This is a genomic window from Halorussus salinus (assembly GCF_004765815.2).
GTDB lineage: Archaea > Halobacteriota > Halobacteria > Halobacteriales > Haladaptataceae > Halorussus > Halorussus salinus.
Genome location: NZ_ML974127.1, coordinates 101092 through 113688 on the forward strand (window position 1 = coordinate 101092; position 12597 = coordinate 113688).

The 12597-nt window shown below is 66.9% G+C and carries 16 protein-coding genes; 11 read left to right on the forward strand and 5 right to left on the reverse strand.

Annotated elements, in window-relative coordinates; all coding sequences use genetic code 11:
* The first annotated feature begins 241 nt into the window (after positions 1 to 241).
* From EPL00_RS00505 to EPL00_RS00515, 3 genes are all read left to right on the forward strand, one after another.
* Complete coding sequence (locus EPL00_RS00505; protein WP_135852343.1) at positions 242 to 673, forward strand: universal stress protein; 432 nt, start codon at positions 242 to 244, stop codon at positions 671 to 673.
* Between the two features lie 109 nt (positions 674 to 782).
* Positions 783 to 1061, forward strand: coding sequence for a hypothetical protein (locus EPL00_RS00510; protein WP_135852342.1), 279 nt, complete (start codon positions 783 to 785; stop codon positions 1059 to 1061).
* Between the two features lie 68 nt (positions 1062 to 1129).
* Positions 1130 to 2146, forward strand: a complete 1017-nt coding sequence (locus EPL00_RS00515; RefSeq protein ID WP_135852341.1) for a carbohydrate kinase family protein — start codon at positions 1130 to 1132, stop codon at positions 2144 to 2146.
* Here the strand turns inward: EPL00_RS00515 and EPL00_RS00520 are convergent.
* The gene (locus EPL00_RS00520; RefSeq protein ID WP_135852340.1) at positions 2143 to 2952 is read right to left on the reverse strand and encodes a BtpA/SgcQ family protein; all 810 of its coding nucleotides are present in this window, start codon (positions 2950 to 2952) and stop codon (positions 2143 to 2145) included. The two genes, EPL00_RS00515 and EPL00_RS00520, sit on opposite strands and share 4 nt — an antisense overlap.
* Positions 2953 to 3105: 153 nt before the next feature.
* Between EPL00_RS00520 and EPL00_RS00525 the strand changes: the two genes are divergently transcribed.
* Both EPL00_RS00525 and EPL00_RS00530 read left to right on the forward strand, forming a co-directional pair.
* On the forward strand, positions 3106 to 3729 hold the full coding sequence (locus EPL00_RS00525; RefSeq protein ID WP_135852339.1) for a hypothetical protein: 624 nt from the start codon (positions 3106 to 3108) through the stop codon (positions 3727 to 3729).
* A 9-nt stretch (positions 3730 to 3738) separates the two neighbouring features.
* Positions 3739 to 3879, forward strand: coding sequence for a hypothetical protein (locus EPL00_RS00530; RefSeq protein WP_162224119.1), 141 nt, complete (start codon positions 3739 to 3741; stop codon positions 3877 to 3879).
* Here the strand turns inward: EPL00_RS00530 and EPL00_RS00535 are convergent, their stop codons facing one another.
* Both EPL00_RS00535 and EPL00_RS00540 read right to left on the reverse strand, forming a co-directional pair.
* Positions 3880 to 5025, reverse strand: coding sequence for a DHH family phosphoesterase (locus EPL00_RS00535; RefSeq protein ID WP_135852338.1), 1146 nt, complete (start codon positions 5023 to 5025; stop codon positions 3880 to 3882).
* Between the two features lie 343 nt (positions 5026 to 5368).
* Positions 5369 to 5791 (reverse strand): DUF5807 family protein, encoded by a 423-nt coding sequence (locus tag EPL00_RS00540; protein WP_135852337.1) that lies wholly within the window; start codon positions 5789 to 5791, stop codon positions 5369 to 5371.
* Positions 5792 to 5973: 182 nt separating this feature from the next.
* Between EPL00_RS00540 and EPL00_RS00545 the strand changes: the two genes are divergently transcribed.
* The gene (locus EPL00_RS00545) at positions 5974 to 6552 is read left to right on the forward strand and encodes a DUF1684 domain-containing protein (protein WP_135852336.1); all 579 of its coding nucleotides are present in this window, start codon (positions 5974 to 5976) and stop codon (positions 6550 to 6552) included.
* Entirely contained in the window at positions 6549 to 6974 is a 426-nt protein-coding gene (locus EPL00_RS00550; protein WP_135852335.1) for a hypothetical protein, read from the forward strand. Before EPL00_RS00545 ends, EPL00_RS00550 begins: the two co-directional genes overlap by 4 nt.
* Positions 6975 to 7006: 32 nt before the next feature.
* Here EPL00_RS00550 and EPL00_RS00555 read toward each other — a convergent pair whose 3' ends face one another.
* On the reverse strand, positions 7007 to 7687 hold the full coding sequence (locus tag EPL00_RS00555; protein WP_135852334.1) for a class I SAM-dependent methyltransferase: 681 nt from the start codon (positions 7685 to 7687) through the stop codon (positions 7007 to 7009).
* 135 nt (positions 7688 to 7822) lie between these two features.
* Here EPL00_RS00555 and EPL00_RS00560 point away from each other — a divergent pair, with 135 nt between their 5' ends.
* Positions 7823 to 8263, forward strand: a complete 441-nt coding sequence (locus tag EPL00_RS00560; RefSeq protein ID WP_135852333.1) for a DUF2391 domain-containing protein — start codon at positions 7823 to 7825, stop codon at positions 8261 to 8263.
* 108 nt (positions 8264 to 8371) lie between these two features.
* Positions 8372 to 8959, forward strand: coding sequence for a DUF7090 family protein (locus tag EPL00_RS00565; RefSeq protein WP_135852332.1), 588 nt, complete (start codon positions 8372 to 8374; stop codon positions 8957 to 8959).
* Positions 8960 to 9429: 470 nt separating this feature from the next.
* On the opposite strand, the gene engB is transcribed toward EPL00_RS00565, so the two are convergent.
* The gene (gene engB, locus EPL00_RS00570) at positions 9430 to 10050 is read right to left on the reverse strand and encodes a GTP-binding protein EngB (protein WP_135852331.1); all 621 of its coding nucleotides are present in this window, start codon (positions 10048 to 10050) and stop codon (positions 9430 to 9432) included.
* 396 nt (positions 10051 to 10446) lie between these two features.
* Between engB and EPL00_RS00575 the strand changes: the two genes are divergently transcribed.
* Positions 10447 to 11751, forward strand: a complete 1305-nt coding sequence (locus tag EPL00_RS00575; protein ID WP_135852330.1) for a TIGR00341 family protein — start codon at positions 10447 to 10449, stop codon at positions 11749 to 11751.
* An 84-nt stretch (positions 11752 to 11835) separates the two neighbouring features.
* Positions 11836 to 12585: an SIMPL domain-containing protein gene (locus EPL00_RS00580; RefSeq protein WP_135852329.1), complete on the forward strand. Its 750-nt coding sequence runs from the start codon at positions 11836 to 11838 to the stop codon at positions 12583 to 12585.
* Positions 12586 to 12597 lie beyond the last annotated feature (12 nt).

Below are 12597 nucleotides of genomic sequence, written 5' to 3' on the forward strand. Positions count from 1 at the left end.
GGTGCGGCGCGGTGGCGTCTGTGGTGCAGTGCTGTGCTGTTGCAGTGCTGTGCGGTCGCGGTGACTCCTGTGTTCAAGCCTGAAGCTAGGTCACTATACTCGGCCGCGCTCACGGCCGTCGTCGGTCGTCCGGTCGTTCAATCGGCTCTCTTCCAGTTGAATAGTCTCAACGTCCGAAACGCGACTTCCTCGAAGCGCGAACCCACCGAAGTTTAAGAGGCGTCCGACAGTAGGTCCCGCCATGATAGACACCGTCGTCATCGCCACGGACGGGTCCGAGAGCGTCACCCGCGCGGTCCGGGTCGCCCTCGACCTCGCCGAGCGGTTCGACGCCGCGGTCCACGCCCTCTACGTCGTAGACGAGGGAGAGGTAGACTCCTCGCCCGAGGAGTTACGCGACGAACTCCGAGACGCGCTCGAATCCCAAGGGGCCGACGCCCTCGACGCCGTGCGCGACCACGCCGACCGAGACGTGACGACCGCGGTCCGCGAGGGTCGCCCGGCCGCCGAGATAACCGAGTACGCCCGCGAGGAGGACGCCGATATGGTGGCGACCGGGACGCGGGGCCGCCACGGCGAGAACCGCTTTCTCATCGGGAGCGTGGCCGAGCGCGTCGTCCGGTCGTGTCCCGTGCCGGTACTGACTGTTCGGCAACTCGAAAGCGACGAGTAGCGTCCGCGAGCGACCGCGGGTGGCGAGCGTCGAACGGTCTCCTCGCGGTCGCTGGCCCGTACCCCGTTCTAGCCCAAGCCGTTTTTTCGCTCACGCTCGCAGGACCGGCATGGACGACTACGAGCGCGTGCCAATCGAGGACTGGACCGCCGTCGCCGACCACCTCCGGGAGTTCGCCGCCGACGGCGCGGTAGACGAGAGCGACGAGGGCATCGAGGTGACCGTCGGGAGCGCGACCTTCTTCGTCACCAAGGACGGTCGCGTCGCGGCCGGGATGCCCCTCCACGACTTCGAGGACGGCGGCGTCGATGCGCTCTACTTCGACCACGACACCGAGGCCATCCGCGTCGAGGGCGGCGACGTGTCCTACGAGTTCCGGAAACCGTAGCCCGTAGTGGGTGAGGTGGCCCGCCCGCGTCGTAAGCGGTTTCACCCGGTAGTGCCTCGGTCACGGCGATGAGCGATTTCGACAGCGAGGGCGCGGCGGGCGACGACCGCCCCGACCTCGACAGCGAGGGCGCGGCTGAAAGCCTCTCTCTGGACGCGGTGGCGGTCGGGAGCGCGGTCGAAGACCGCATCTACGGCCTGACCAACCTGCCGGAACCCGACGGCGGAGCCTTCGTCCGCGACGAGGAGACCGCGGCGGGCGGCGTGGCCGCGAACGTCGCGGCCGGACTCGCCAGACTGGGCCGCGAGGCGGGCGTCGTCTCCCGACTCGGCGACGACGAGGCCGCCGACCGCGTCCTGTCGGACCTCCGCGAGCGGGGCATCGACGCCCGCCGAGTCCGCCGCGGCGACGCCGACGAGCGCACCACCTACTCGCTGATTTTGCGCGACCCCGACGGCGAGCGCATGATAGTCAACGGCGGCGAGGCCGTGCCGAACCTCCGACTCGACTCCGCGGACCGCGAGTACGTCCGGGAGGCCGACCTCGCGTTCACCAGCGCGTACGCGCCCGACCCGGTGGTCTCGGACCTCGTGAGCGCGAAAAGGGAAACCGCCGACTTCCCGCCGCTGGTCTTCGACCTCGCGGGTCCCCTCTCGGAACTCGAAAATCGCGCCACGCGCCCGGAGACGCTCGACGCGCTTCTGCCGGTCTGCGACTGCTTCCTCGCCAACGAAGTCTCCGCTCGGTCGTATCTCGGCGAGGAGCCCCGCGGCGCAATCGAGAGCCTGCGCGACCGAGGAGTCCGCCGGGCCGCAGTCACCCGCGGGACCGACGGCGCGCTCCTGCTGACCGAGGAGGACGCTATCCTCGAACTCCCCGCGTTCGCGGTCGAGACGGCCGACACGACCGGCGCGGGCGACGCCTTCACCGCGGGGCTGGTTCACGCGTGGCTCCTCGGAAATCGACCGCCCCGAGAGGCCGGGCGCTTCGCCGCGGCGACCGCGGCGCTCAACTGTACCGCCGAGACCGCGAGAGGCGGCTTGCCGACCGCGGAAGAAGTAGAGCGTTTCTTGGACGCGCGTTAGCGGACGCTTTCGACGGCCGCGACGACCTCCTCGACGCGCTCGACCGAGACGGGATTCGTCGTCTCGCCGCCCTCCTTCAGCGCGGTGCCGACGATGGCTCCGTCCGCGACCGAGAGAATGTCGCCCGCGTTCTCGGCGGTCACGCCGCTTCCGACGAACACGGGCGCGTCGAGTCCTGCCTCGTCGCGGGCCGCCGCGACCGCTCGGAGGTGGTCGCCGCCGACCTCGTGGCCCGTGCCAGCGCCCGAGACGACGACGCCCGCCGCGAGGCCGCGCTGGACGGGTTCGGCGACCGCCTCGGCGTCGATGGGTCGCTCGGCGAGCGGCGCGGAGTGTTTCACGTCCAAATCCGCGAGGAGGGCCACCTCCGAGTCGAGGCGGTCGCGCAGGCGGACCGTCTCGTGGGCCTGCCCCTCCACGATGCCTTGGTCGGTCACGCGCGACCCGACGTGGACGTTCACGCGGACGAGCGCGGCCTCGACCGCGGCGGCGACTGAGAGCGCGGCCGTGGCGTCGTTGCGCAGGACGTTGATTCCAATCGGGAGGTCCACTTCGTCCCGAACGTCCGCGGCGACGCGGGTCATCGAAGCGACGACGTGTTTGGGCACGTCGTCGGGGTAGAACGGCGCGTCGCCGAAGTTTTCGAGCATCAGCGCGTCCACGCCGCCCGCTTCGAGTCGCCGAGCGTCGCGCAGTGCGGTCTCGCGGACCTGCTGGAAGTCGCCCGAGAACTTTGGCGCGCCCGGAAGCGGTGGGAGGTGAACCATGCCGACAAGTGGCTTCTCCGCGTCGATGGGGAGAGTCATACCTCCGAAGTCGAGCGGTCTCGGGTTAAGCGGTTCGTTCGCGCCGAGCGGCGATAGGTCACTCGCGTCGAGCGACGACGGGTCACTCGCGTCGAGCGACGGCGGGTCTTGGTTCCCCGACGTTCAAATGCGATGGCGCGGAACGCCGGGGCCATGAGCAGTCGGTCAGATACGTCGGACGCGCTCCCGGCCGAGACCTCGGCGACCGAGGCGCTGGCCAACGCCGTCGAGGAGTCCCGCCGCGAGTACGACAAGAAGGTCGAGACGATGGAGGAGATAGACGACAAGGCGATGCGGAGCGTCAGGACTGCGGTGATTCTGGCCGGGTTGGTGATTTCCGCAGTGGGTATCAGCGACCCGAGTGTCGTCGGAGCGACGACGGTGCTTCCGGCGGTCGTCGGCACGCTCGGTGTCGGAACACTCACGACTTCTATCGTCTACGGACTCGGAGCGTACTCCGCGACACAGTATCCGACAGGTATCGGACAGCTACACCGAAACGACGTGATTTCCGGCGGGTACAGCCACGACGAGTGGCTGGTCAACGTACTGGACGAGTACGGCGAATGGTCGAACGAAATTGCCGGAGAGCTATCGAAGAGTGCGAGATACCTCCAAATCGTCCAGTTCTGTCTTTCGTTCGGTATCGTCGCGTTGCTTATCGCGGCGAGCATGGTCGTCATGAACCGTACGTACGGGATTCGACCATCGATTACCTTCGTCGCCACACTCTCGTCTCTCTTCGTCGTCCGAACTTTGATAGGTAAGGCCGACTAACAATCGACTATGGGTAAGTCACGGAAAACCGGACGAGAACTTGAACCGGCCCGAATTCAGAAGGGGACGCCACTCGCCCGGAAGTTCTTCGCCAAACTCGGCATCACCTCCGCGCGGTACGAGCGCCAGCGAGAGTCCGACGACGAATAGTCAGTTGCTCTCGTCGCTCTCGGCTTCTTCTATTTCGCCCTCGTCCAGTTCCTCGTCGGCCGCCGCGGTCTCGGCCTCCACGTCCCGCGAGACGTGCCAGAACGCCTCGACGATGACTTGCTTGGCGGTCGCGCCGCGGGTCGTCCAGTGGTGGGCGTAGTCGAGCATGTCGTCGTAGATGCGGGGCTTACAGCCCGCGGCCTTCGGGTGGCCGCCGCCGTTGACCTGCCGGGCGACCTCGTGACATCGCTCGAACTCGTCGGTGCCGCGAATCGACGCGCTCCCGGAGGGCTTGACGATGACGGCGGCGTCGGTGCCCTGCTGGCGTAGCTCCTCGGCGACCTCGTTCTGGGAACACCGGCCGTAGGTCACGCCGACGGTCCACGGGCCGATCTCCTCGATGTCGGCGCGGGCGACCGCCTTCTCGATGAGGGCGTCCTTCTCGACGCGCATCTCCGCGAGGAACTCCCGCACGTCCTCGGGGAGGTCCGCGCCGTGTTCGGCGACCGTTTCGATGTACTCCTCGGGGTCGGCCCAGTAGGAGTAGTCCGCGAGGTCGTCGCTTCGCTCGTCGTCGCGAATCCAGAGGTCGTGGTCGCGCGTGACCGCCGCGAGTTCCGCGAGGTAGTCCGGGAAGTCGTAGTCCAGCGACCGGAGCGCCACGTCGGCGGTACACTCCTCGTCGCTGTCGCCGACGACCAACTCGATGCCGGCGTCCCGGACCGCCTCGGCCACGGTGTCGGTCCACTGGTGGTGGTCGAACCACCGGACCTCGCCAGCCTGCTCGACCAGCGCCTCCAGCGACCGGCCGACCTCGTCGTAGCTGTCGGGACAGAGGTCGCAGACGAAAATCTGCGCGCCCGGTTCGCTGTAGTCGGCGACGCGTTCGAGGGCGTCTTCGAGGTCGTGCGGCCCGGCGTCGATGAGCGCCGCGTCCCCGTAGACCTCCCGGACTAGTGCGGTGCAGGCCAGTCCGTCGGCGTCGGGGTCGGCCACGACCGCGACCTCCGCGCCGGTCAGCGCGGCCTCGGCCTCGGCCTCCTCTTTGGCCTCCTCGAAGGAATCCGGGACGAAAAAGCCCTCGCCGGGCAGGATTGACTTGCGTTCGAGAGAGAGATTGTCGTCGTCGATGACCCAGTCTTTCATGCCTTTCCGTGGGGGACCAGCGCGGAAGAATCCTCGGTTGTCGGGCGATAGTGCGACGACGGATGTGGTATCTGGTGGCACAAGAAGTAGCGGACGCTCGGTGAGACAGATGACGGGATGCGCTCGGTGACACGAACCGCAGTTTGGGTGGACTGAAAGGGGCCGCCCGCTCGCGTTCGCGTGGTCGTCTCTGCGGGCTACTATCCGGAGCGAACGAAGTGAGCGGAGGATATCCCGCAGAGCGACCGCGAGCGGGCGGGGGCTTTCTACAACCTCGACTCCGACTCGGGAAAACGACAGCGACAGCTCCGACCGCTAACTACCTACACGACGCCAAAACCGCCTACGTCTCGCCGTCCGTGACCCACTTCTCGGAGTACGCGGTCCCGCACTCGCAGTAGCCGTAGGCGTGGATTACGTCGCCCTCGGCGTAGAGGTCGCCGACCTCGTCGTTTTGCTCCTCGGCGAACGCGAAGACGAACTCCGCCTCGCCGTCGCACTCGGGGCAGTCCCCGCCCGAGAGGTCCCGCGCAATCCCGCCGTCGGTGCCCATCGCCTGCTTGGCGAAGCCCATCGCGTCCATGCCCGTCGCGGTCTTGAACACGCTCCGGCCTTGGTCGCCCTCGACGACGAGGATGACGCCGTTCTCGACCGATTCGCCGTGTTTCGCCAGTCCGTCGCCTTCGCCGTCCACGAACGACTCCGAGAGGTACAGCGCCACGTCCTCGGGCCGCTCGCCGCTGAGGAACTCCTCGCGTTTGCTCATGCCGCCCGGTAGGGCGAGCGAGGGGAAAAGGCCCGCGTTCTCGGTAGGTCGGGACGAGAACGTATATAGGCGTGTTTTAGATACTTATAGATATACTTAAGAAATCTATATAATTGTCTATACTGGCTAGACCACCGACAACGATGAGAAGGGTTACCCGGCGCGAACGACTACGACCGGCCATGACCGAGGAGACCCCGGAAACCGATTTCGACGCCGAGGAGTGGCGCGAGCAACTCAGCGCCCACCGCGCCGAGAAGGACGATTTCTTCGCCGACCACCCTCAGTCGCCGATTCCGCCCAAGGAGCGCGACGACTTCGAATCGCTCGACTACTTCGACCCGGACGCCGACTACCGCGTCACCGCGACCGTCGAGGTCCACGACCAGCCCGAGCCGGTGGAGATGGAGGTCAGCGACGGACCGCCACAGCGGTATCTCCGGGTCGCCACGCTCCGTTTCGAGTTGGGCGAGGGCGACGACGCGGAGTCGTACGAACTCGCGGGCTACCGCCAGCAAGAGGACGACGACGGCCTGTTCGTCCTGTTCCGCGACAAGACGACCGGTCAGCAGACGTACCGCGACGGCCGATACATGGAGTTCGAGACCGAGGAGTTGGCCGACGGCGCGGAGATGGTGCTGGATTTCAACCTCGCGTACTCGCCGTTCTGCGCGTACAGCGAGACGTTCGCGTGCCCGCTCCCGCCCGAGGAGAACTGGCTCGACGCGGAGGTTCGCGCTGGCGAGCAGTTCGACCGGTGATAGCTGGCGGATTCGACCGCGACAGCACCGGCACCGCTTCGATTGGCGACGACACCGATACGGCTTCGACCGGCGACGGCACCGATACGGCTTCGATTGGCGACGACACCGACACTGCTTCGATTGGCGACGACACCGATACCGCCTCGACCAGCGACAGCACTGATACGGCTCTACGTCGAAGTCTCTATGGGGGAGCCATGGCCGGAAATCTCAAACAGCGCATCCGAACCGTCGTCGCCGACCAGCGCGCCGAGACCGGCGCGGAGGGCGTGAGCGAAGCGACCGTCAAGGCCGTCTTCAGCGGGAACGCGGGCGTCGAACCCCGCGACGTGGAGGACGCGCTCGCGGAACTCGTCGCGGACGGAACGCTCGTGGAGACCGACGAGGGGTACCGGCTCGTGGACGAGAACGGCGAGTGACCGGACGATTCCCGGAAGTACGAAACCCTAGGTCAGGGAGCGACGCCGACCGTCAACAGCGTCCCGAACTCCCGGTAGCGTTCGACCATCGCCTCGCGCGTGTCCCAGTTCTCTGTCGGGAACTCGCTGTCGTCGGGAATCTCGGTCTCGCGGTCGGGCACGTTGTCCTGCTCGGCGACGTGGAGGCCCGCGTCGCGGAACGCCTCGCGGTACTCCCGAGCGGACCAGCGGGTCATCTCGACTTCGATGTTGTCCTGCCACGCGTGGGAGTGGACGTTCTCCTCGTAGTAGTTGACCGCGCAGAAGAAGGTCCCGCCGGGCCGGAGGACCCGCGCGATTTCCCGGAGGGCTTGGTGGGGGTCGTTGGCGTAGTAGAACGCTTCCATCGTGAACACGTGGTCCACGCTGTCGTCGGCGAACGGCAGGTCGTCGAAGTCGCCGACGAGAAAGCCCACCTGCGGGTCGTCGGTGTAGCCGGTCGCGTTACGCGCCATCTCCGGCGAGCCGTCGAGTCCGTAGGCCCGACCCGCGCCCTTGGTGTCCCGGAGCGCGCGGACGGCGTACCCGCTCCCGGTTCCGAGGTCCAGCACGGTGTCGCCCTCCTCGACGGGCATCCGCGCCAGCACGTTCTTGGCGGTGTTCCAGTGGCGGTCCTCCATTCCCTTGTCGCGGCCGTCGGCCGCCCAATCGTCGAACTCCTCGCGGACGCTCATGCGAGACGGGAGACGCGGGAGCGACAAAACGGATTCGGAACGAGGCGGTACCGGGACCGCTCGCCGCGGCCGCGGCCCCGCCGGAACGGCGAGGAGGGCGCGGGGCTTTTCCCTTCGCGGTGTGTCACGTCGCGTATGGTCGGACGAAAGAAGCGGTACGCGCTGGCCGACTCCGCCCAGCAGATCGTCGGCGGGTTCCTGCTGGCGGGGCCGTTCGTCGTCACCGCGGAGGTGTGGGAACTCGCCGCGAACATGTCGAACCTCCAAGGGGCGCTCGCGGTCGTCATCGTCTTCCTCATCGGCTACGGTGCGCTCTACAAGGCAGACGACGACCGCGACCCCGACCGCGAGTCCGAGGTCGCGGGCGTCCCCGCGCGGTTCATCTCGCTCATGCTCGTCTCGTTCGGGTCGGTCGCCATCCTCGCGTTCGTCTTCGCGGCCCCCGAGACGTTCCTCGGCGGCCTCTCTCCGGCGGGCGAGGTCTCGATGAACCGCCTCGTGGTCACGCTGAAGGCCATCTCGGTCGGGGCCATCTTCAGCGTCGTCGGCGCGGCCACCGCCGACAGCGTGTTCTGAGGACGCCCGCGAACCGACTCCGAAATCGGGGTCGGCTCCGCGGTCGGTGACCGCTTCCCGGACGACGGACCCGCATTCTTAAGTCGCCTGCACGTATTATCCGTGGATATGGATTATCAACTCGCCATCGAAAACACGCCCGAGACGATACCCGGTGGCACTGGCGTCCTCCTCCTGCATCCGAGTACTGGTGAAACCGACCGCATCGACACCGACTTCCTGAAGACCGACACCGACCACTTTCTGGTCATCTCGACGCGAACGACCGCCCGCGAGGTCAAGCAGAAACTCGACCACTACGACGTAGACGAGAGCAAAGCCGAGATTCTGGACACCCTGAGCATCGAACGTGGCTACTCCCGCCGCAGTACGGAGAACGTCCACTACGTCTCCTCGCCCGACGACTTGGACGGCGTCCTCGACATCACCCGCGAGTTCCTCGAATCGACCGACGGCAAGCGCCGCATCAGCCTCGACTCCATCACCGAGATGGCCTACTACGCCGACGAGTCGCGGGTCCGGGACGTGATTCGACAAATCTTGGGCCTCCTGCGCGAACACGACGCCGTCGGCCTCTTTCACCTCTCGAAGGGCGTCCACGACGAGGAACACGTCGAGAAGTTCATGGGCCTGTTCGACGCCATCATCGACTTGGACCGCGACGGCAACGTGAACAGCGACTTCGAGAACGTCTAACTTCTCCTCGGGCGCTTTTTCCCGACCCGACCACGAGCGCCGAGCCGCTTCTCCCCCGATTTCGCTCCCGCCCCGCCGACGAAGGACTCTTCTCCGACTCGGCGCGCGCTGGCGTGGTCTCCCCCCGGCGCGCACTGGCGGACTCCTCGTGGGTCCGCCATCGGTGCGCGAGGGCCGAGGACCGCAGGCGGTTGGGGAGGACGAGGTGCGGTCGCGGCGCGGTGCCGTGCGGTCGCGGTGCGGTGCCGTGCGGTCGCGGCGCGGGTGCGGTGACTCCTTGGAGTCGGCGATAGACTGTGTTGCTGTCGTGGTTGCGGTCACGCTATGGTCGAGTGCGGTCGCGGTCACGCTATGGTCGAGTGCGGTTGCGGTCACGCTGTCGTCAGCAGTAGCTACTTCCGACAAACCAGACACCACAGACCAACCGAAATCCGAACGGAAAACGACCCACAGAATCCGAACTCGAAAGCCTAGGAGAAGAACTTCAGCAGGTCGTCGCGCTTGGCCTCGTGGAGGTGGTCCTTGACCGCCTCGTTCAGCGCCTCGACGTTCCCGCGTTTCGCGCTAATCGGCGCGATGGTCTCCTGCCACTGCTTCCACGGGGGATGCAAGCCCAACCGGTCGCACAACTCGTCCAGTCGCTCGTCCTCGTCGTCTACCTTGTCCATCTTGTTGACCGCGACGACGGTCGGGATGCCAACGTCCCGGAGGAAGTAGAACATCTCCACGTCGTAGGGCACCTCGTCCTCGCCGGAGTGGCGGTCGATGATGTCCACCGCGCTCTTGCCGTCCACCACGAGGACGCCCACGAGGATGTCGTCGGCGTTGTCCTCGATGTACCGGACGATGTTGGTCTTTATCTGCTCGCGTTGCTCCTCGGGAACGCCGGACATGAACCCGAAGCCCGGCAGGTCGGTCAGCACGAAGTCCTCGCTGGCCCAGTCGTAGTGGTTCGGCGAGCGCGTGACGCCGGGCTTGCTTCCCGTGTCGAACGTGTGACCGGTTATCTCGCGCATCAGCGTGGACTTGCCGACGTTCGACCGGCCGACGAAGATGACCTCGGCTCCTCGGTCCGGGCGACTCTCGAACATACCGACCCTTGCGTGTGGCGGGATTTAACCGTGTGGTTCCGTGGAGTCGGAATTCGAGTGTTTCCGCCGACGAAGTAGCCGACTCGAATCTCGCGTAACGATTCGCGTAGACGGAGAGAGAGGGCGATAGCCTCAGGCTTGAGTAAATCAGACCGCCACAGCACCACGACCGCACAGCGCCGCGACTGCGCCCCCATACCTCCTCGCGTGCATCCCGTGTCTGTGAGGATGCACGATTATTGTGGTCGGTGAAGATGCACGATTATCGTGGTCGTCGAAGATGCGCGATTCCCGTCCCCTCGCCGTCTCACGATTCCGGGGCTCCACGAGCGCCATCGAACCACCGTCGTCCGCGTGCCACGGCTTATTTACCCCTTCCGTGCAATCTCCGAACGTATGCGGCTCGTGCAGGTTTCGATTCCGGCGGGCAAGCGAGAGTTGGTCGCCGACGTTCTCGAAGAGGAGGGCGTCGATTACATGCTGACCGACGAGACCAGCGGCCGGGAGTACACCGCCATCGCGTACTTCCCGTTGCCGACCAGCGCGGTCCAGCCGATTCTCGACAAGTTGCAGGACGCTGGACTGGGCGAGGACCCCCACGCGGTCATCATCGACGCCGAGACCGACACCTCCCGCCAGTATCAGGAACTCGAAGCGCGGTTCGCCGAGGAGAACGACGACCCCTCGACCATCGCCCGCGAGGAGATTCGGACCGAGGCCCGCGAGATGACTCCGGAGTTCCCGACGTTCGTGGCGATGACCGTCATCAGCGCGGTCGTCGCCACCGCCGGAATGCTGTTGGACTCCCCGGCGGTCGTCGTCGGGTCGATGGTCATCGCACCGCTCATCGGCCCGGCGATGGGCGCGAGCGTCGGCACCGTCCTCGGCGACCGGCAACTGTTCCGGCGCGGGGTAAAGTACCAGTTCATCGGCGGTTTCGCCGCTATCGCGGCGGCGACGGTGTTCGCGGTCCTCGTGCGCTACGGACTGCTCGTCCCGCCGGGGACCGACATCCTCGGCATCTCGCAGGTCAGCGGCAGGCTGACGCCCGACTTCCTCTCGCTTGCGGTCGCCATCGGCGCGGGCGCGGCGGGCGTCCTGAGCCTCGCGTCGGGCGTCTCGGTCGCCATCGTCGGCGTCATGATCGCCGCGGCGTTGGTCCCGCCCGCCGCCGCCGTGGGCATCGCCGTGGCGTGGCAACAGCCGCTCGCGGCGGTCAGTTCGCTGGTCCTCGTGTTGGTCAACATCCTCTCTATCAACCTCGCGGGACTGGTCGTCCTCTGGTATCTGGGCTACCGGCCGAAGAACTGGTTCGACCGCAACGAGACCCGGACGGCCCTGTTCAAGCGTATCGGCGTCCTCGTCGTCGCCATCGGCCTCCTCTCGCTGTTTCTCGGCGGCGTCACCTACACCAGCATCCAGAACGCGACCTTCCAGAACCAAGCCCAAGACGAGGTGCAGGGCGTCCTCGGCGAGGAGGGAACCCCCTACGAGCAGGCCCGCCTCTTCGGGATGGAGTTCCGGCAGGGCGGTCGCCTCCCCTTCGACCAGTCCGGACAGGTCGTCGTCACCGTCGGGCGGCCGCCGGGCGAGCAGTACCCAGACCTCGCCGACGTGCTGAGCAGGCGCATCAACCGCAACACGGGCCACGACGTGGACGTGCAGGTGCGGTACGTCGAGTACGACGAGCGCGAATCGTAGGCCGCGACCGGTACCGCGGATAACTCAAACCGGCCTTTCACTTTAGGAGACGTTTTTGACGACCGGCGTCGTACCGACGATGCGATGTCGAGGAGACTACTCGCGACGGTGGGGGTCGCGCTCCTGCTGGTGACGGCCGGGTGTGCCGGAGGCCTGAACCCAGCGGCGAGCGCGAACGCACAGACCGACCAGACGAACCAGAGCGACAACGGGGGCGAGAGCATCAGCGTCTCGGCGTCCGGACAGGCCGAGGCCGACCCCGACCAAGCCGTGTTGCAGGTCGCGGTGCTGGCCAGCGGCGACGACGCGAACGCGGTCCGCGAGCGACTCGCGGAGAACGCGACGCGGATGCGCGAGGCACTCCGGAACGCGGGCGTCACCGACGACCGAGTCCGGACGGTCCAGTACAGCATCGACCAGCAGTACCGCGAGGAGAACGGCGAGCGGCGACCCGCCGGGTTCCGGGGGATTCACGCCTTCGAGATAACGCTCTCGAACGTGGACCGCACCGGACCCGTCATCGACGCGGCGGTGTCGAACGGAGCCGCCCAAGTCCAGAGCGTCGAGTTGACCCTCTCCGAGGAGCGCCGCCGCGAGGTCCGGGCCGACGCGCTCCGGAACGCGATGGACAACGCTCGCGCCGACGCGGACGTTATCGCCGAGAGTGCGAACCTGTCAGTCTCGGGCGTCCACACCGTCTCGACCGGTGACGTGGGCTTCAGCCCCGTCCGGGCCGAGGCGCTGACCGCGCAGGCCGACGCCGGAACGCAGATAGCGTCCGGACCGGTCACCGTCACCGCGCAGGTGTCGGTGACGTACAACGCGACCGGATAAGGTTCCGGTGAC

Bases quoted from the DNA above. Each gene is read 5' to 3' on its own strand.
- EPL00_RS00505 (WP_135852343.1), top strand. From the start codon at position 242: ATGATAGACACCGTCGTCATCGCCACGGACGGGTCCGAGAGCGTCACC.
- EPL00_RS00510 (WP_135852342.1), top strand. From the start codon at position 783: ATGGACGACTACGAGCGCGTGCCAATCGAGGACTGGACCGCCGTCGCC.
- EPL00_RS00515 (WP_135852341.1), top strand. From the start codon at position 1,130: ATGAGCGATTTCGACAGCGAGGGCGCGGCGGGCGACGACCGCCCCGAC.
- EPL00_RS00520 (WP_135852340.1), bottom strand. From the start codon at position 2,952: ATGACTCTCCCCATCGACGCGGAGAAGCCACTTGTCGGCATGGTTCAC.
- EPL00_RS00525 (WP_135852339.1), top strand. From the start codon at position 3,106: ATGAGCAGTCGGTCAGATACGTCGGACGCGCTCCCGGCCGAGACCTCG.
- EPL00_RS00530 (WP_162224119.1), top strand. From the start codon at position 3,739: ATGGGTAAGTCACGGAAAACCGGACGAGAACTTGAACCGGCCCGAATT.
- EPL00_RS00535 (WP_135852338.1), bottom strand. From the start codon at position 5,025: ATGAAAGACTGGGTCATCGACGACGACAATCTCTCTCTCGAACGCAAG.
- EPL00_RS00540 (WP_135852337.1), bottom strand. From the start codon at position 5,791: ATGAGCAAACGCGAGGAGTTCCTCAGCGGCGAGCGGCCCGAGGACGTG.
- EPL00_RS00545 (WP_135852336.1), top strand. From the start codon at position 5,974: ATGACCGAGGAGACCCCGGAAACCGATTTCGACGCCGAGGAGTGGCGC.
- EPL00_RS00555 (WP_135852334.1), bottom strand. From the start codon at position 7,687: ATGAGCGTCCGCGAGGAGTTCGACGATTGGGCGGCCGACGGCCGCGAC.
- EPL00_RS00560 (WP_135852333.1), top strand. From the start codon at position 7,823: ATGGTCGGACGAAAGAAGCGGTACGCGCTGGCCGACTCCGCCCAGCAG.
- EPL00_RS00565 (WP_135852332.1), top strand. From the start codon at position 8,372: ATGGATTATCAACTCGCCATCGAAAACACGCCCGAGACGATACCCGGT.
- engB (WP_135852331.1), bottom strand. From the start codon at position 10,050: ATGTTCGAGAGTCGCCCGGACCGAGGAGCCGAGGTCATCTTCGTCGGC.
- EPL00_RS00575 (WP_135852330.1), top strand. From the start codon at position 10,447: ATGCGGCTCGTGCAGGTTTCGATTCCGGCGGGCAAGCGAGAGTTGGTC.
- EPL00_RS00580 (WP_135852329.1), top strand. From the start codon at position 11,836: ATGTCGAGGAGACTACTCGCGACGGTGGGGGTCGCGCTCCTGCTGGTG.